The sequence below is a fragment of the Rickettsiales bacterium genome (assembly GCA_033762595.1).
Lineage (GTDB): Bacteria > Pseudomonadota > Alphaproteobacteria > Rickettsiales > UBA8987 > JANPLD01.
In genome coordinates, this window is sequence record JANRLM010000078.1 from 1 (window position 1) to 19,049 (window position 19,049).

Sequence of the window (19,049 nt, forward strand, 5' to 3'; positions counted from 1 at the left end):
AAAGCCCTTCAATTTTGGTTTCCTTTGTTTTTTCAAAATCAAAATCTAGTGAAACCCCTTCTTTTTCAAAATATTGTTTTAGAAGTTTATTGCTTACATTCCTTAAAAATAAGCATATTTGATACTGCTTTGCCATTACAACCTTTAATATTACTACATTTTGTGGTTATACATACCATAAAATCAGCTTATATACAAGATTTAGCGTAATTTAAGTTTTTATATTCCTTGTATAACAATATAATATCTGTTGAATATTCAGTTCGGATAGTGTCCAAGACTGCCCGCCACTTTAAGCAAAGTGGTAAATTCAGTAGTAAGTCAAAAGGTTTCTTTAATATAATTCTCAAGCACAAAGCCGGCAAGGTAGAGTGAGCCGCAAATAATTATTCTATTTTCATTTTTAGAATTATTTTTGATATTTTGAATTGCGTTTTCAAGGTTTTTTTCTGCGGTTGTGATGAAATATTTTTCAGCAATTTCTTTTAGTTTTTCTGGTGTTTGTGAGTTATTTTCTTCTGGAATAGAAATTGTATGAATCAATATTTTTTGATTTAATTTTTCCGCAAGAATCTTAAAAAAGCCATTAGAATCTTTATTCGCAAGCATTCCAATTATTATGTGATTTTCCTTTGCTTGATTTACTTTAGAATTTAGGAAATCTGCAAGGGTTTCCGCCCCTTGTGGGTTATGGCTGCCATCAAGATATAATTCATCATTTGGGCTTAAAAATTCTCCTAATTTTGAGTTTCTAATATCTTGCAAGCGAGCAGGCCAAACTGCATTTTGAATACCTTTTTTGATAGAATTTTCTGAGATTTTATAACCTAAATTATTAATTTCTAATGCGCTTCTAATTGCCACCGCAGAATTATGATATTGATGATTGCCAAATAGGTTGGGAGCTGGGAGTTGGGAGTTAGGAGTTGATTTATTCTCAAAAATCCACTCGCCATTTTCAAGAATTTTGAAATCAAAATCTTCGCCACATATAATAGGCTTTGAGCCAATTTCTGATGCAGTTTTTTTGATAATTTCTAAGGCTTCAACTTCTTGCTTTGCAATAATGCAAGGGGTGTTTTTCCTCATAATACAAGCTTTTTCATAGGCGATTTTTGAAAGTGTATCGCCCAAAAATTCTGTATGATCATAAGAAATCGGCGTGATAATATTTAGCAAAGGGTTTGGGATAATATTCGTTGCATCTAAGCGACCACCCATTCCAGTTTCAAGCAGAACAAAATCCGCCTTTATTTTTGAAAAAGCAAGTATCGCCGCTAGAGTTGTCCCTTCAAAAAAAGTTAAATTAGTGCCTTGAGACAAGTTTTTTGTTTCTTGCAAAATCTCGGTTAAAAATTCATCGGAGATTTTCTGCCCTGCAACAACTATTCTTTCATTAAATTCAACCAAATGTGGTGAGGTGTAAATATGGCATTTATACCCTTCCGCCTCTAATATAGCCCGAAGAAATGCAAGCGTTGAGCCCTTGCCATTCGTGCCAGCGATATGGATTACAGGCGGTAGTTTAAGGTGGGGATTACCCATCTTTTCTAGTGCCTCAGTAACTCTTTCAAGCCCTAAATCAATAGGCTTAGAGCCAATCGGCACTGGCCAAAAAGGTGTTTTCATAAGAAAAGCATTGGATTTTAACGATTTTTTAATAAATTTGTATTATAATGAAATATGAACAAAATAAAATTATTTTATGAGCCCTAACAATTTTGACAATCAATATTCAGACGATGAAAAAATAAAGCTTAAGAAATTAAAAAAAACAGAAGATTTTTTTAACTACACATTAGGTGCAAATTTTTATGGCAAATTAGAGGGATATAAAAATTATACTCCTTATGGAAATTTCCCAATAAATGTAGGTATGGAATATGGAAGGGATTTGTTAAAAATTAAAGGTGCTAATAGTCTATTTAAGGGATCCATTGTTGGTCTTGAATTGTCTGGTGAGTTCGATAGAAATAATTTATTTGATGGATATGCTGCAAATTTAGGTGGATACTTAAAATCTAATTTTGGAATTGATGAAAGTATCAATCTTGATGTTAATTTTGGCTATAATCATATCAACACTGGATTTACAAATGAATTGATTAATGGATTATCAAATACATATATTAAAAATTATAATATATATGAATTAACTCAATTACAGAATGGAGAAAATATAGGATTAAATAATTTTACATTAGGAGCAGCCTTCAATTATTCAAATGGTGGAACTACATTAGGGGTGGAAGCCAAATTAGCCTTACCTTTATCAGGTTATGAAAATACTAGGTCAGGAGCTGTAAATAGTTTTTCTGGTAATACAGAATATCTGTTTAATATTAAAGAAAAATTAAAAATGCCAGCCTCTATGAATTTTGCTGTTGAACAAAAAATTTTAAATGGTGAATATGGTGGCTCTGTATCATTATTTTTTGAGGCAGGACTTCAGCTTTTTGAAGGAGGAGTTTCGTTAACAGAAACTGGAAATCAAAAGCTCCTTCCTTATGCCGAATCTACTAGAACAACATCAGCTATTTTGCCATCTGCAGGATTTGGCGTAAGAGCAAAATTTTGATTCCTAAATTGTCAATTTATTTGTTTATAATTTTTCTTATTTTAGTGCATATATCAATGCCCAATGAAATTGTAAATTTTGGTTGTCGTTTGAATGCCTGTGATGCCTAAGATAAAAAAATATCATCGTTAAAAAATGGTATTTGAAAAACAGAACATTTTGCTCAAGTTAAAATTTCTGATAATAATCTAAAAATTGGTGATTTAATTTCTTTTAAGGTTAATAATCTAGAAGGAAATTATTTAGTTTAATTGATGAAATTATTTCGTAAAAAAAGCCTTAACCGAATTGCTAAAGAAAATCGTAAAAAAATTTCTTATAAATATATCAAGGGGGAGGGTATTGAAATAGGTGCTTTGCATACCTCAATGCCAATTAGCAAAAATGCAAAAACCAAATTTGTTGATAGGCTAAGCTATGAAGATTATCTAAAGCAATATCCAGAATTAAAAGGTAAAAAACTTATCAAGCCAGATATTGTTTCTAACGCTGAAACCCTTGAAAAAGTTAGAAATGAAAGCCAAGATTACATTATCGCCTGCCATGTTTTAGAACATTTTGAAAACCCAATTCTTGCAATAAATAATTTTTATAGAGTTCTAAAAAATGGTGGAATTGCCTATATTATAGTGCCAGATAAAAATTTTTGTTTTGATAAAAATCGTGAACTGACAAAATTTGAAGATATAGTTTCTGATTATCAAAATGGCGGAAAAACCTCAAGAAAAGAGCATTATAGAGATTGGCTTCTAAATGTTGAAAACCTCACTGATGAAAAAGAAATAGCGAAGAAAATTGAAGAAATGGATAAAAGCGATTTTAATATCCATTTTCATGTTTGGGATAATACTTCTTTTCTAAAATTTTTAATTAGCTCCTTTGATTTGCTAAAAATAAAGCTCAATATTATTCATTATGAATTTAATAATACTGAATCAATTGCTATTTTGAAAAAATTATAAAAATGGAAATTACGCAAATATTATCAGCTTTTAATTTAGGTGGTGATGGCAGAAACCTGCCGAAAGAAGCGCAGCAAAATATCGCGCAAAATTTAAGTTCTTTTCTTGCAAACCAAGTTTTTAGGGGCGAAACTTTACAGAATGTTGCTGGTAATTATTCAACGCAAGTGATTATAAATCCTGAAATTAGTAATCTTTCGCAAGAGCTTACTTTCCGCACTAATGCTGATTTGAAAGCGATAGGAAATTTTTCCGTAGAGGTTGAAAATATTAATTTTAATCAAACATCTTCAAATTCTGGTGCGATAAATTTTACTGGAAAAATCATCTCAGAAAACCCGGCAAACTCAGGGCAGGCTTATCAATTAAATGGCTCAATTAAAATTACTGATCCAAAAATTTTAGCTTTTCTTTCAACCTCAAGCACCCCTTCCGAAGTTCAACAAAATGTGGTAAATAGGTTAGTGGGTTATGATGTAAGTAATTTTTCAAAATTGCCGAATAATTTGCAAGTGCAATTGCCAAATAACAGCCAAAATCTGCAAAATTTTTTGACGCAAAATAATTTCGCAAATGTTACGGCTAGTAATGCATCATTAAATATTTCTCAGATAACTGGTGAAAATGGCGATATTTTATTGCAAAATAATACAAGTCTGGGCAAGGCAAATATCTTTGGAAAGCTTGAGTTTCTGCCAGCTAGCAATGAGACCCTTATCAAAACCGAATATGGTAATTTTAGAATAAATGGCTCGGTTAATATTCCAACTAATTCTAATTTGGTTTTTAATGTTGAGGTGCTTTCTAATCAGCAGAATAGCAATAATATTGGCAATAATAGCCCTGTATTTTCATCACTATATTTGCTTAAATCTGCGGTTGAAAGTGATGTTGTGAATTTGCAGAATTATTCTAAGCTATTAATGCAAAATCCTGTGGGGGTTGCTTTGCTTGAAAAGGCGTTTCCGAATGTGAAAGATGCTTCTTCTGCATTCAAATCTATTGTGGCATTATCATCACTAAAAAATAGTGAAGAAAATTTTTTAGATAATATCAATTTATCTGCAAAAATGCAGAATTTGCCTATGGCAGATAGAGAAACTATGGATACTGCAAGAAACTTAATATCTGCAATTTTGCAGAGTGCTATTAAAATTGGTAATAGTGAGGGCGAGGTTTATTATTCTTATATTTTACCATTTTTTAACGGAGAGAGATTGGATTTTCATCGTGTTTTTGTGTCTCAAAATAAGAATTCTAAGGGAAAAAATAAATCTGAGGGTCGTTTTTTAATGGAATTAGTTGAAAATGAGCAAGGCAAAATTGAGATAGAAGGAAATTTTTTCACACTCTATAATCGTGTTAAAACCCTTGATATTGTTATCCGCTCAGAGGAAAATTTTAGCGATAATACAAAATCAGAAATGCTTGATCTATATAATAATGTTTCTGAATCAATGGGGTATAGTGGCAGGATTACCTTCCAAACCTTGCCCGTCTTCTCAGCAAATCCGCCAAAACCCTCAACGCAACCAACCCCAACAAGTTTGAATTTAGATGTTTAGTTTAGTATTTGGGTATTTGGCATCTTATTTGCAATAATAATCATACAAAAAACTAGCCACCATAAAGTTACGACGGCAGTGATTACTAAGAATAGATTTTTACCCCTTAACCTCCTATTGTCACCCCGCATTTATTGCGGGGTTAAATGTTGAAAATATTGCCAAACCTATGTTTTAAGTTTGCAGTATAGTTTACCCCGCAATAAATGCGGGGTGACACTATAGAGGAAAACCAGCAAAAATTTAATTACATCTATGCATATTAAACACTCCACCATCAACTACAAAAAAACCCCTTGATTTTAACTCCCATCTAGTGTAAACGGCTCTCAAATTGTTGAAATTGGGTCTTAATTTACCCCCTTCCGCAGTTAAATTAAATATTCTATATTTAGTTTCATCAAGTGCTTTTTAGGCTAAGATTTCAAAAATCTTTTGGCTGCCTAATAGCCACTATCCTTAGTTTTCTGAGGTTAGTTTTTTTTAATTTATTAATGGAGATCAAAATGCCGAAGTTAAAAACCAAATCGGGCGCTAAAAAGCGTTTCAAAAAAACTGCCACTGGTAAAATCGTTGCCACTCAAGCAGGTAAAAGACATAATATGAGAAAACGCTCACAAAAAAACATCAGGGGGCAAAGGGGAACAACAATTATGAACCCATCTGATGCTAAATTTGTGACTAAATTTATTCCATACGCTTAGTTTTCCAATTATTTATTACCAACATTAAAAATTCATTTTATGGCTAGAGTTAAAGGTGGTGTTGTTACCCGTAAAAAACACAAAAAATATTACAAACTTGCGAAAGGCTATTACGGCAGAGCAAAAAATTGCTTCACAGTTACTATTGAGAAAGTTGAAAAAGGCCTGCAATATGCTTATCGTGATAGAAGAAATAAGAAAAGAGATTTCCGTAAACTTTGGATTGTTCGTATCAATGCGGCATCTCGCTTGAATGGTTTGAAATATAATCAGCTTATAAACGGCTTGAAATTAGCGAATATTGACCTTGATAGAAAAGTTCTTGCTCAGCTAGCGGTTGAAAATCCTGAAGGTTTTGCAAAAATTGCTGAAACAGCAAAGCAAGCATTAGCGAAGTAATTTAAGGGGTTAGGGGTTTGGGCTTGGGGGGTTATCCCTCAGCCTGGTGGCTTTTTTCTTTAATTCCTCCCCCTGCTTGCGGGGGGAGGTTAGGAGGGGGGCTTTTGTTAGAGCTATAGAGATGATGATATTTCCCTTGCTTCTGATATGACCCCACCCTTGCCCTCCCCCGTAAACAGGGGAGGGAATAAAGAAGTCAACCACCCCAAATCTCCAAGCCCTAAACCCCCATTTGTATGTCTCTCACCGCCATTATAGAAGAAGCAAAAAGTAAGTTAGAAGCCGTTTCTAGCACTTCTGATATTGAAAATTTGCGAGTTCATTATCTTGGAAAATCTGGTGTAGTTACTGAAAAACTTAAATCACTTGGTCAACTTCCAGCTGAAGAAAGAAAGGCTTTCGGACAGGAAATCAATAAGGTAAAAGAAGAAATTACAGATTTAATTTCTTACAAAAAAGAACTCATTGCAAGGCGGGAAATCTCTCAAAAATTGCAGGCGGAACAAATTGATATAACGCTTCCAGCAAACCAAAATTATATTGGCTCAATTCACCCAATTTCAAAAGTAATTACTGAGATTGTGGAAATCTTTGGCTCGCTTGGTTTTAAGGTTGCTGAAGGTAACGAAATTGAAGATGATTTTCATAATTTCACTGCGTTAAATATCCCTGAAAGCCACCCAGCACGCCAGATGCACGATACTTTCTATGTCAAATCTGATAGTGCAGAAAAGAAATTTGTTTTAAGAACTCACACTTCACCAGTGCAAATAAGGGTGATGGAAAATAATAAGCCACCGCTTAAATTTATCGCACCGGGCCGCACTTTCCGTTGCGATTCTGATCAAACGCATTCGCCAATGTTCCATCAAGTTGAAGGTTTTATGGTGGATAAAAATGTTGATATGGCAATGCTGAAAGGCTGTCTAATTCAATTTGTGGAAGAATTTTTTGGCATTAAAAATGTAAAAATGCGTTTTCGTTCTAGCTTTTTTCCATTTACTGAACCTAGTGCAGAGGTTGATATTGGCTGTTCTCGCAAGAATGGTGAACTTAAAATTGGTGAAGGAGATGATTGGTTAGAGATTCTCGGTTGCGGAATGATTCACCCAAATGTGCTAAAAAATTGTGGCATCAACCCTCAGGAATATCAAGGCTTTGCCTTCGGTATGGGCATTGAAAGGCTTGCTATGCTTAAATATGGCATTCCAGATCTACGCAAATTCTTTGAATCTGATTACAAATGGCTGAAACATTACGGCTTCAAATTCTATGAGATTTGAAAATAGCCTTTAGATTTTTCTCAGTATTTTTGGAAACAAATTGCGAAACATCACCTTTCAATCTTGCAACTTCCTTAACTAAATTTGATGCGATAAATTGCTTTGTTTCAGAGGCAGGTATGAAAACGGTTTGCACGCTTGGCTTAATTCTGCTATTCATTGAAGCGAGCTGAAACTCATACTCAAAATCACTCACCGCTCTTAAGCCACGAATGATAATGCTGGCTTTTTTCTGCTCGGCAAAATCAACCAGCAAGCCCTTAAAACCAATCACTTCAACTTTGTTAAATAGATCTGGTAGGAAATTTTTGATATCATTTTTAATAAGCTTAACCCTATCTTCTAGGCTGAATAAAGTGTTTTTTGGTGTATCTTTTGCAACCGCAATTATAAGTTTTTCACAAACCGAAAAACTGCGTTTTATAACATCAATATGCCCAAGGGTTATTGGGTCAAAAGTTCCGGGATAAAGGCCAATTTTCAAGGTCATTTTGGATTTTTGCTATTATATTAATAGAGTTTTCTAGCACTTTTTTTGTCGCTTTTGAAGTTTTATATTTCTCAGCTAAACTTGAAATGCTCTTAAACCCACTGCCAGCATAGTTTTTATGAATTTCAGAAATATTTTCAAAAATGATTTTTGAGATTAAAAAAGCAGAAATAAAGTTCTCATCATTATTAGAATTTTCATCAATTTCTATATATTTATTTTGAGTTTTTAGCTTGGTGAAATTAATAGAAAAATTGAGAATTTCCGCTTTAAGATTTTCAGAATTGAAATGAAAAATTTCTTGCCACATTTCTTGTGGGGAATTTTGTAACCTGCAAAAATCTTTAGTTTCAGAGGTTTCTGAAATATATTTTTTATTCGCAAAACTTATTAATTGTGGAAAATGAGAAATTTTTGCGTAAATTTCATCGTGGTTTTGTGCGTCTAAAAATTCAATTTTACTACCCGCCATTTCCCAGATTTCTGAGATAGTTTTAATTTTGTTTTCAGCTAAATTTTTTGAAGTGCAGATTATTGTTTTTTTATTTTGATATAAAAATTTATCTGCGGAATTTATCCCTGAAATTTCCTTACCAGCTATGGGGTGTGCGGGAATAAAGCAATCGGCCTTTTCACCAAAATTTTTCCTAATAATTTCACTCGGCAATAATTTTACTGAGCCTACATCAGAAATAATTTTATCTGGAGTAATTTTTTTTGCGATTTTCTTGGAGATTTCATCATAAGAAAATAAATTTGTCGCTATAATTATAACATCAGATTTTTCAGTTAATTCTGAAATTGAGTTGCAATATTGGTCGGTGATATTCAGGTTTACAGCCTGTTTTGAAACTTCAATTCTTCTATTAAAGCAAAGAATTTTATTTTCTTTTTTTGAATTCCAAAGCGAATTTGATTTTAGTGCAAGCCCCAAAGAGCCACCAATTAAGCCAGTTCCGATAACACCGATTTTCATTTATGAAATAATGTAGTAAAATTTTTGGTATTGTTAATAAGATTAGATTTTACCTCTTAACCACCAATTGTCACCCCGCACTTGTTGCGGGGTTAATGGTCTATAGTGTTTTTATTTTTTGGTTTACGCTTGTTTTATGGTTAACCCCGCAACAAGTGCGGGGTGACACTAAAACATAAAACAAGCTTTTCCTCTAAATCTATCTCTATTTAATAAAACCAAATATCTTAAAAGTTAAGCAACTTTTCTTGATTCAATTTTATCTGCTATAGCCTCAAGATAATTGGCAATTGTATTTATCGCACCAGACATTTCTTCCTCTTGTTTCGCAAAAAACTCATGCTTATTATTTGAAATTTGCTGAGAAAGTTCTTCAATTTTTTTTGTCGCCTCGTTAAGCTCATCTTGTAACATAAGGCAAGTCATAAGAAAAAGCAGAGATTCATTACTGGTTCTAAGCTGTTTTGAGAGATTTTCAAACTTGCTAGAAATAATTTCTGCGAGCTTATGAAGTTGAGTCTCCTGACCATTTTCACAAGCTATTTGAAAATTTCTTGCACCAATTTTTAATTCTACAACTGACATAATTTCCCCCTTTATGCGTGGTTAGTAATATAATTTTTGAACTCAGAAATTATCATATCCACCCTTCTAGAAGCCTCGTTATTCTTGGCTTCTAGTTTAACAGAGCGTTCCCTCTCTTTACCAAGCTCAGCTTGAATTTGGAAATTTTCTTCTCTTAAATGATTGATTTCAGAATTCCTATCATCAAGGCTTGCCTTTAATTTTAATATTTCTAGAGAGTAATTTTGATTGGCTTTTTTTAGATTTTCAAAATCAGCAATTAATGCTGCATTGTTACTTTTAAGATTATCTTGAATAGACTTTTCAAGCCTATCCAGCACCATTTTAAGGTTTGTTTTTGCTTCGTCTAATTTATTCATTATAAATAAGATAAATTTAGAAATTTTTTCTGATAATATTATTTATAAAATAACTTTGTATAGTTGCAACATATAAGAAAAAAAATTTTAATATTTTTTAGTTAATTTAATTTTTCGTTTTGTGAATAATTTTTTGAAAATCTCAGTTGTCTTACTTTTGCTTCTGATTCAGGGGGTATTCATCTTTTTTTACTTACAAACTCATAACAAAGTTTTTTACGAGGTTTTTACTTATTTTTTTAGCTTATGTGCTGTAACTATTTTTTTAATTTTACTGCCGAATATTTACAAATCTTTCAAAAAATTTTCAGAAAAACAAAAAAATAGAAAGCATTTAGAATTAATTTCTAATAATGATTTTGAAGCTGTAAATAAGGCGTTTCTTGAAAATCACCCGATCGCAACAATCATTTGTGATGATAAATTAAATATAAAATATTCTAACCGAGTTTTTCAAAAATTTGTTGAAAGGATTTTACAAAATCAAATTAAAAATATTAAGGAATTACTTAATATTTCTATAAGTGATTTTGAGCTTTTGCTTAAATCAAAAAACCAAAATAATTACGAAAATTTTGATTGTAAATTATCTGACAACAAGGAAATTTCTATCTATGCAGTGCCGATAATTGGGCAGGAATCAAACGATATTTTAATCCAACTAATTGATAATAGTGAAAAAATTGAGCTGAAAGAAAAATTTATTCAAGCCCAGAAAATGCAGGCAATTGGTCAGTTAGCTGGTGGAATTGCTCACGATTTTAACAATCTACTAACTGCAATTATTGGCTTTTGCGATTTGCTTTTAACTAGGCACCCGCCGGGTGATCAATCTTTTGTTGATCTTATGCAAATCAAGCAGAATGCGAATCGTGCGGCAAATTTAGTAAAGCAACTTTTGGCTTTTTCTCGCAAGCAAACTTTGCAAATGCAGGTGGTGAATTTAACTGAAACGCTTTCGGAAGTTTCAAATTTAATACGCAGGCTAATTGGCGAGAATATTCTGCTAGAGCTTAATAATGCTAGAGAAATTTGGGACATAAAAGTTGATAAATCTCAGCTAGAGCAAGTGATAATTAACCTTGCGGTAAATGCGAGAGATGCGATGCCAAAAGGCGGAAAACTTATAATTTCTACTGAAAACTTAGATATTTATTCTATTTCAGATATAAAATTTAAGTATGAATTTGTTTCAGCAATGGAAGATATTTTACCAGGTAAATATGTAAAAATTTCTATTGAAGACACTGGCATTGGAATAAGCGAAAAAAATCTTAAGAAAATATTTGAACCATTTTTTACTACCAAAGGGGTAGGGCAGGGAACAGGCCTTGGGCTTGCAACGGTTACTGGAATTGTTGAGCAATCTGGTGGTTATATTTTCGTTTCAAGTCAAGAAAATTTAGGAACTGAATTTATAATTCTTTTCAAAAAATTTGATAAAGCGATTGAAAAGCCAAGTCCTATTATTGCAGAAGTTGAGAAGCAAAAAGATTTAACCGGCACCGGCACAATTTTAATTGTTGAAGATGAGGATCCAGTTCGTTTATTCAGCACTAGAGCCTTGCGTAATAAGGGTTATAAAATATTTGAAGCAAATTCTGGAGAGGCCGCCCTTGAGGTTATAAAACAAAATGGCAATGAAATTAATTTGATAATTTCTGATGTTGTAATGCCCGGAATTTCTGGCCCTGAAATGGTTGAGCAAGTTATGAAAACTCACCCAAAAATAAAAGTTATTTTCGTTTCTGGTTATGGTGAAGATGCTTTTTATCAAAAATATGGAAGTAAAAGAGAGTTTAATTTTTTGCCAAAACCTTACACTCTAAACCAACTCGCAGAAAGAGTTAAACAGATATTGTAAAAAACCTAATCAATTTTCAATGCTGCGAGGAAGGCTGATTGCGGGATTTCAACATTCCCAACTTCTTTCATTCGTTTTTTACCTTTCTTTTGCTTATCAAGAAGTTTGCGTTTTCTAGAAATATCACCGCCGTAACATTTTGCAGTTACATCTTTACCAACAGATGAAATAGTTTCACGAGCAATAACTTTACCACCGATCGCCGCTTGTAAAGCAACTTTGAAAAGCTGGCGAGGTATTAAATCTTTGAGCTTTGTAATTAAAGCTCTGCCCCGATATTCAGCTTGCGTGCGATGTAAAATCATCGCCATTGCATCAACTGGCTCACCATTTACCAGAATATTTACTTTCACTAAATCTCCTTCTTCATAGCCTGCCATCTCCCAATCAAATGAGGCATAGCCTGAAGAAACTGACTTCAATTTATCGTAAAAATCAAACACAACTTCATTAAGCGGAAGTTTATATTCAAGCAAAGCCCGGTTTCCTACATAGCTGTGATTCTGCTGAACTCCTCGCTTTTTCATACATAATTCCATTATTGAGCCGATATAATCATCAGGCACCATAATGGTTGCTTTAATCCAAGGTTCTTCAAGCTTTTCAATTTGGGTAGGGTCAGGATAATCCGCTGGGTTTTGGAGTTTTGTAACATTGCCTTTGGTATCGTGCAGAATGTAAACAACGCTTGGAGCGGTCGTGATTAAATCAAGGTTATATTCACGCTCTAAGCGTTCTTGAATAACTTCCATATGCAGAAGCCCAAGGAAGCCACATCTAAAGCCAAGCCCTAATGCGGCTGAAGTTTCCTGCTCATAAGTAAAGCTAGTATCATTAATATGGAGTTTAGTTATTGCATCTTTGAGATCATCAAAATCACCTGCATCTATCGGGAATAAACCACAAAAAACCACTGGCAAACTTGGCTTGAAGCCTGAAAGTGGCTCTGGACAAGGGTTTTTATCATCGGTTATTGTGTCGCCAACTTTACAATCAGCCACTTGCTTCATATTCGCGATAATATAGCCAACCTCACCGGGGCCAAGCGATTCAACTGATTTCTTTTTAGGCGTAAAAGCCCCAACATCATCAACTGAATATTTTGAATTATTTGACATAAAACGGATATTCATTCCATTTTTTATTCTGCCATCAATCACGCGAATTAGCGTTATAACACCAAGGTAAGTATCATACCAACTATCAACTAGCGATGCTTTCAGCGGTGCATTTTCATCGCCTTGAGGTGCAGGGATTTTCTTAACTATCGCCTCTAAAATATCTTCAATGCCAATACCAGTTTTTGCAGAAGCAAGAATTGCCTCACTTGCATCAATGCCGATAACTTCTTCAATTTGCGTTTTGATTCTTTCTGGCTCTGCGGAAGGTAAATCAACCTTGTTAAGCACTGGGATAATCTCAAGATTATTATCAATCGCTTTATAAACATTCGCAAGCGTTTGGGCTTCCACGCCTTGAGAGGCATCAACCACTAGCAAACAGCCCTCACAAGCCGCTAAACATCTTGAAACCTCATAGGAAAAATCCACATGCCCCGGAGTATCCATCAAGTTTAGAATATAGTTTTTGCCATCTTTGGCTTTGTAATTAAGGCGAACGGTTTGGGATTTTATAGTGATGCCACGCTCGCGTTCAATATCCATATTATCAAGGAGTTGCGATTTCATCTCCCTATCTTCAATCGCACCACAGAATTGGATTATCCTATCCGCAAGGGTGCTTTTGCCGTGATCAATATGGGCGATAATTGAGAAGTTTCTTATATTTTCGAGGTTTGTGGACATTAATATTTTTTATTACTTGATTTAGTTTGGGCTATTTGCATTTTAGAACCTAAAGTTAAACGGAAAAAAGCTCGAATAATGATTTACCTTTGCCCACAATGCCAAGAGAGTGGTGCGGTTAAGAAGACTCGAACTTCCACGCCTTGCAGCACAGCCACCTCAAGGCTGCGTGTCTACCAATTCCACCATAACCGCTTAGATTTTGGATAGGTTAATATATTCTGGCTGTATTTTAGTCAAGGTGCTATTTATAAGATTTCTGGTCTTTGGTATAGTATTACAGAAATTTAATAAAAATATACCCTCACCCAGAATTACTAAGTTCGCTATGCTCGCTAAAGTAATTCTTACCCTCTCCCTGTGATTGCAGGGAGAGGGGGGGTGAGGGTATAAATTGTAAATTTAACCTCAATAAATTTCTGAAATACTATAACTAAAGATAGATTTATAAAAAATTAGATTGTTTCTTTGCTTGAATGTCACCCCGCACTTGTTGCGGGGTTAAACATAAAACACACTCAAAACTTAGGTTTTGAGATGCTTTCGACCGTTAACCCCGCAATAAATGCGGGGTGACAATTTGTGTTCAAGGAACTTAAATCTATAATTGGCTAATAATTGGAATAATTATTTAGTTTGAGATTTGGCTGGAGAATTTACAACTCCGTAAGCCATGTTTGAAGTGTAATCACTAGCAAAATTTACTGCGGTTAAATCTAAATTTTGTCCAGCTAGAATATTTTGATATATATCTGCACTTGTTGTAGGATTTGTTACCATTGCAAGAGGTGCTGGCTGAGGTGCAGGTGCTTCAGGTTGCTGAGGTTGTGCCGGTGGGGTTTGTGTTTTATTGCCACCGAATAAGCCAGAAATTGAATTTGTGAATTCTTCACCAAGAAAATTTTTTAATATTTCAAAAATAATTTCTAAAAAGCCACCTTTATTTTCTGATTCTTCCCTAGCTTTTGCAAGACTTTCAGCAGAAGCTTGAAAGGCGGAAGTTACTTGCGTTTTTTTGGTTTCTAGATTTTCATTATCATAGGCAAAATTAGTAAAGAAACCATCTGCTATACTTGAAATTTCTAAGCCTTTTGATTTATAAATATCACTGATAGTTTTTGAAATATCAGGTTTAATATTTTGTAGGTTAGGTTCTTTTCCATCAAAAACAGATTGTTTGATTTGAGCTTTTTCTTCTGCTGTTAAATGCTCGCTATTTGCAAGCTCAACTAGATAATTTTGAAAACCAGAGGGCGTTTTTAGATATGCAATTTTTTGATTTAATGCGTTTTGGATTTCTTGTTGAGTAGGTGAAGCACCATCTGCATATAAACCAGATAAACTTCCTGTTAAATCCTTCAATATATATTGAGAAAAATTATCAATATCTCTTTTACCATTAGCGATTTTTTCTTCTGTTTCATCTCTCCTTAAAAGCTTGCCTGCAAAAGCCTTAAAAGATTTTGACTCTTTAGCTACAAATTGATTTAATACTGCATTTAGATTGTTAATATTAGCACCTATAGCTAATGAATTTACTTCTAGCATTGGGTTTTTATTATCTTGCTCTGCAGGTTGCTCTGGTGCAGTAGTAGCCTCCTGCAACTGTTTTTGCGGTGAGATTTGCATCAAAAAATTTCCTAGTTTCTTTATCATAAATATAATTTTATCTTTTGTGTTATCCTCTGTTTACAATTAGATTAGGTCTATTTACATTCAAGCCATCATTATTAAGAATTTTTTCCGCAGCTTGCTTAAAGCTTGAGTTTTTTTCCATCAAATTAGAGATTTTGTGTTCTACTTTTTTTGCTATATCGCTAAAACTCATATCATTATGATTTTTTAGCAACTCAGCATTTTGTAAAAATAAAACGGAATTATTAACAAATTTACTTGTATATTCATCTGCTAAACTATTATTTGAACCAAAATTTAGCCTAGGTGAATTAATGCCATCTAAAAACCTCATTGCTTCAAGGGCTTCCTTAGGGGCTGAAGCTCTGTTAATTCCTTGTATGGCTGCATTTAATTCTTCAGAGCAAACCATTTTTTTTGAGTTACCACAAGCACTAATAATAGCCGCAGAATCCTTAACGCTTGGATCAATAGCTTCAAGATATATATCTAAGCCACCTTTTTTCATCTGCAGAATTTGTGGCTTTATAGCTTCAATAAATTTTTCTGGATCTGAATTAAATTTACTAATAAAATCCAGCCTTTCTTGCCTACATTCATCACCAGAATTTTGGCTAAAATTATCATCTAAAGCCCTATCTGCACAGAAATTTACAAAATTTCTAGATTGATTAGTGTTTAATTCAGCACCGCAATAATTAACCCCGCATTCATTCATTATGCATTGTAACTGCTCATTAGAAATTTCAGCAACTGTATTTTCCTTAACGATTTTAGCAGATTGATATTCCAATTCTTGCTTAAGATCAGGCAGGATATTCTCATCAAATTGCAGAACAGTTTTTGCAAAATAATCATAAATTTCTTGACTAGAAAGCTCCCCAGTTTTCTCTCTTACCTCAATATATTCCTTCAAGGTTTGAAAATCAACCTGTTGACATCCCAATGCTTGATTGAAGGCAATTTCAAGCAATTCTAAGGTTTTTTCTTTGCCTATTTTATTCTCAAGCTCAGTTAGAAAATTTGTGAATTCTTGCTGGTCATTTCTAAAATTAGCAAGGGCTTGTTCCGCTTTTTCTGCTCTTTCATTTATGCACGCCATAGCTTGCTCATTCACATTGCCTTTTGCAGGATCAAAAACGGATTGATTAAATTCTTCAGTGAAAATATTGGTTTTTAGGAAATTCTTATGTTTAGATAGTAAATTACTAATATTAAATTGAAAATTAGTTTCAATTCTTTGGCTTTCTGCTGTATCTAGCCTTTTAACATATTCAGCATCTTGGATTACTTCTTCTCTATGTTCTTCCTGTTTTTTAACCAAGAGAGCTTTGATTTCAGCTATTTTAATTAGCAAAGAGAAATCATTTTTATTAAGGTTTAACTGAAACAGCAAATGTGAGAGATCAGAGTTTAACTCCCTGATTTCCGCCTCAACCTGCTCCGCTGTTTTAAGATTTTGAACCATAATTTTAATAAGATACACCTCACCTTACCTAGATTATAGCATATTATGGTTAACGAATCGTTAAGATTTTAGATAATTTTTAAGAAATATGGGTTTTAAGCCCTAAAACCCCAGAACATCAAGCATTGAATAGAGGCCAGAAGGCTGGTTTTTAGCCCATAAGCAGGCACGCAAAGCACCTTTGCTGAAGATATTTCTGCCTGACGCTTTATGAGTGATTTCAACCCTTTCGCCCTCAGTTGCAAAAATTACGGTGTGATCACCCACCACGTCACCACCACGGAGAGTTGCAAAGCCAATTTCGCCCTTTTTTCTAGCACCAATATTACCATCTCTCTCTTTGCACCAAACATCTTCAAGATTAACATTTCTGCCCTTTGCAACAGCTTTACCAAGCCCAAGAGCCGTGCCAGATGGGGAATCCACTTTTTTATTGTGATGCATTTCAACAATTTCAATATCGTAAGAATCATCAAGGATTTTTGCAGCTTTTTCAACCAAGGCAAAAAGCATATTCACCCCAACACTCATATTCGGTGCATAAACTATACGAGCATTTTTAGAAAATTCTTTGAGTTGAGATTCTTTATCTTTATCAATTCCAGTTGTGCCAATAACATGAACGAGGTTTTTTTCTGCGCATTTTTTTGCAATTTCTAGCGTTGAATTTGGCGTTGTAAAATCAATCACGCCATCAACATCGCTTATAAATTCATCAATATCATCAGTAATTTCAACGAAATTTGCACTAGAGCCAAACCCTGCAATTTCATAAGCATTTTTGCCAATAAAAGGCGAATTTTTAGATTCCAACGCGGCCGCAAAAATCGCCATCTCAGATTCGACCACTTGAGTAATATTCATTCTTCCCATTCTGCCACCAGCACCAGCAATTCCAATTTTCATAAGCACCACAATCTAAAAATTTTTTCTTAAAAACTATATCAAATAATATTTATGATTTGTTATAGTGCAATTAATATTATAGTTTTCATTATGGAAGTGTTCACTAAACATAGATTTAACCACTTAAACACCAATTGTCACCCCGCATTTATTGCGGGGTTAATTGCTGAAAGTGTTTCTAAAACAAAGTTTTGAGCTTGCTTTATGGTTAACCCCGCAATAAATGCGGGGTACACTTAAGAAGAAAAACTGATAAAAAATACTAATGCTAGAAACTGGAAAATTAGTTCTTGAAATTATTGAATCATCTGGCGGTGAGGCTAGATTTGTTGGTGGGTGCGTTCGTGATTTTTTGAAAAATGAGCCAATAAAAGATGTTGATATAGCAACTAATTTACAGCCAGAAATTATCACAAAAATTTTTGAATCTCGAGGTTTTACAATTATTCCAACTGGTATTCGCTTTGGCACTATAACGCTTTTATTCAATAATTTTGGCTATGAAATTACTACTCTCAGAAAAGATCTGAAATGCTATGGTAGGCACGCTGATGTTGAGTTTTCCAGCTCTTTTGAAGAAGATTCTAATCGCAGAGATTTCACTTTTAATGCTCTATATCTAGATAGAAAAGGCAATATTTATGATTTCCATAATGGTAGAGATGATTTGGAAAAGGGGATAGTTCGCTTTATCGGAAGCCCTGATGAGAGAATAAAAGAAGATTATCTCAGAATTTTAAGATTATTTAGATTTCAAGCAAGATATGGCAAACAGCCAATCTTGGAAAATCAACTGCAAGCCTGCAAAGAAAATATATCAGGACTTGCGAACATTTCAGGGGAAAGAATTCACGAAGAAATGAAGAAAATCCTCACTAATCCAAATTCGCTAAATGCAATTAAAGAAATGAGGGGTTGCAATGTTCTTAAGCAAATTACGGGTTTAGAAAATAATTTTTTTGACTTTGCAAGTTTAGAAAATTACTTCAAAATTTCAAAAAATAATATTGATTGGATAGCAAGTTTAGTGGCACTTTTAAGCCTTGAAGAAGTTATAAAACATCTGATAAAAATTAAAAAAATTGTTACAAATTTTAAGTTATCTAATGCTGAAAAAGCCTTTTTTTATAGAATTTGGGATTCTCTAAAAATTGATTTTAGTAAAGAATTTGAAGTTAAAAGATTACTCAGAAGCTCAGTTTTGAATGAGTTTAAGCAATTTGCTTATATTGCGTTTGCAAAAAAATTTATTGATGAAAATTCCTTGCAGAAAATTTTACATCTAGCGGAAAATTTTTCTCCGCCGGTTTTTCCATTAAATGGTTTGGATTTAATGAATGAGCTAAAAATGAAGCCGAGCAAGGAACTTGGCGAACTACTTAGAAAATTTGAAGAATTGTGGGAGCAAGAAAATTACCAACTCACAAAAGATGATATGATAAATATCATAAGGCAGAATTGATAGGCTTT

General features: G+C 33.6%; 17 protein-coding genes and 1 tRNA gene. 8 read left to right on the plus strand and 10 right to left on the minus strand.

What is annotated here, in order from left to right; genetic code table 11:
- Positions 1-321 precede the first annotated feature (321 nt).
- Entirely contained in the window at positions 322-1,629 is a 1,308-nt protein-coding gene (locus SFT90_05590) for a folylpolyglutamate synthase/dihydrofolate synthase family protein (protein MDX1949955.1), read from the minus strand.
- A gap of 76 nt (positions 1,630-1,705) precedes the next feature.
- Here SFT90_05590 and SFT90_05595 point away from each other — a divergent pair, with 76 nt between their 5' ends.
- From SFT90_05595 to pheS, 6 genes are all read left to right on the plus strand, one after another.
- Positions 1,706-2,578, plus strand: a complete 873-nt coding sequence (locus SFT90_05595) for a hypothetical protein (protein ID MDX1949956.1) — start codon at positions 1,706-1,708, stop codon at positions 2,576-2,578.
- A gap of 254 nt (positions 2,579-2,832) precedes the next feature.
- Positions 2,833-3,540, plus strand: a complete 708-nt coding sequence (locus tag SFT90_05600; protein MDX1949957.1) for a methyltransferase domain-containing protein — start codon at positions 2,833-2,835, stop codon at positions 3,538-3,540.
- Between the two features lie 2 nt (positions 3,541-3,542).
- A complete protein-coding gene (locus SFT90_05605; protein ID MDX1949958.1) occupies positions 3,543-5,105 on the plus strand; it encodes a hypothetical protein in 1,563 nt (520 codons plus the stop codon).
- 506 nt (positions 5,106-5,611) lie between these two features.
- Positions 5,612-5,809 carry a 50S ribosomal protein L35 gene (gene rpmI, locus SFT90_05610; GenBank protein ID MDX1949959.1) on the plus strand — a complete coding sequence of 66 codons (198 nt, stop codon included), beginning with the start codon at positions 5,612-5,614 and terminating at the stop codon, positions 5,807-5,809.
- A gap of 39 nt (positions 5,810-5,848) precedes the next feature.
- Positions 5,849-6,208: a 50S ribosomal protein L20 gene (gene rplT / locus SFT90_05615; GenBank protein ID MDX1949960.1), complete on the plus strand. Its 360-nt coding sequence runs from the start codon at positions 5,849-5,851 to the stop codon at positions 6,206-6,208.
- A gap of 236 nt (positions 6,209-6,444) precedes the next feature.
- Complete coding sequence (gene pheS, locus SFT90_05620; GenBank protein MDX1949961.1) at positions 6,445-7,491, plus strand: phenylalanine--tRNA ligase subunit alpha; 1,047 nt, start codon at positions 6,445-6,447, stop codon at positions 7,489-7,491.
- Here pheS and coaD read toward each other — a convergent pair.
- From coaD to SFT90_05640, 4 genes are all read right to left on the minus strand, one after another.
- Positions 7,472-7,981: a pantetheine-phosphate adenylyltransferase gene (gene coaD / locus SFT90_05625; protein MDX1949962.1), complete on the minus strand. Its 510-nt coding sequence runs from the start codon at positions 7,979-7,981 to the stop codon at positions 7,472-7,474. The two genes, pheS and coaD, sit on opposite strands and share 20 nt — an antisense overlap.
- On the minus strand, positions 7,944-8,957 hold the full coding sequence (locus tag SFT90_05630; protein MDX1949963.1) for a prephenate dehydrogenase: 1,014 nt from the start codon (positions 8,955-8,957) through the stop codon (positions 7,944-7,946). The genes coaD and SFT90_05630 overlap by 38 nt, the downstream gene beginning before the upstream one ends.
- Positions 8,958-9,191: 234 nt before the next feature.
- On the minus strand, positions 9,192-9,542 hold the full coding sequence (locus tag SFT90_05635; protein ID MDX1949964.1) for a cell division protein ZapA: 351 nt from the start codon (positions 9,540-9,542) through the stop codon (positions 9,192-9,194).
- 11 nt (positions 9,543-9,553) lie between these two features.
- A complete protein-coding gene (locus tag SFT90_05640; GenBank protein MDX1949965.1) occupies positions 9,554-9,901 on the minus strand; it encodes a hypothetical protein in 348 nt (115 codons plus the stop codon).
- 121 nt (positions 9,902-10,022) lie between these two features.
- On the opposite strand from SFT90_05640, the gene SFT90_05645 reads away from it, so the two are divergent.
- Positions 10,023-11,765, plus strand: coding sequence for a response regulator (locus tag SFT90_05645; GenBank protein ID MDX1949966.1), 1,743 nt, complete (start codon positions 10,023-10,025; stop codon positions 11,763-11,765).
- 5 nt (positions 11,766-11,770) lie between these two features.
- Here SFT90_05645 and lepA read toward each other — a convergent pair whose 3' ends face one another.
- From lepA to dapB, 5 genes are all read right to left on the minus strand, one after another.
- Positions 11,771-13,570, minus strand: a complete 1,800-nt coding sequence (gene lepA / locus SFT90_05650) for a translation elongation factor 4 (GenBank protein ID MDX1949967.1) — start codon at positions 13,568-13,570, stop codon at positions 11,771-11,773.
- Between the two features lie 110 nt (positions 13,571-13,680).
- Positions 13,681-13,765: transfer RNA gene (locus SFT90_05655), tRNA-Leu, on the minus strand.
- Between the two features lie 432 nt (positions 13,766-14,197).
- Entirely contained in the window at positions 14,198-15,226 is a 1,029-nt protein-coding gene (locus SFT90_05660) for a hypothetical protein (GenBank protein ID MDX1949968.1), read from the minus strand.
- A 22-nt stretch (positions 15,227-15,248) separates the two neighbouring features.
- Positions 15,249-16,673, minus strand: a complete 1,425-nt coding sequence (locus SFT90_05665) for a hypothetical protein (GenBank protein ID MDX1949969.1) — start codon at positions 16,671-16,673, stop codon at positions 15,249-15,251.
- A gap of 102 nt (positions 16,674-16,775) precedes the next feature.
- Positions 16,776-17,579, minus strand: coding sequence for a 4-hydroxy-tetrahydrodipicolinate reductase (gene dapB / locus SFT90_05670; GenBank protein ID MDX1949970.1), 804 nt, complete (start codon positions 17,577-17,579; stop codon positions 16,776-16,778).
- Positions 17,580-17,844: 265 nt separating this feature from the next.
- Here dapB and SFT90_05675 point away from each other — a divergent pair, with 265 nt between their 5' ends.
- Complete coding sequence (locus tag SFT90_05675; protein ID MDX1949971.1) at positions 17,845-19,041, plus strand: CCA tRNA nucleotidyltransferase; 1,197 nt, start codon at positions 17,845-17,847, stop codon at positions 19,039-19,041.
- Positions 19,042-19,049 lie beyond the last annotated feature (8 nt).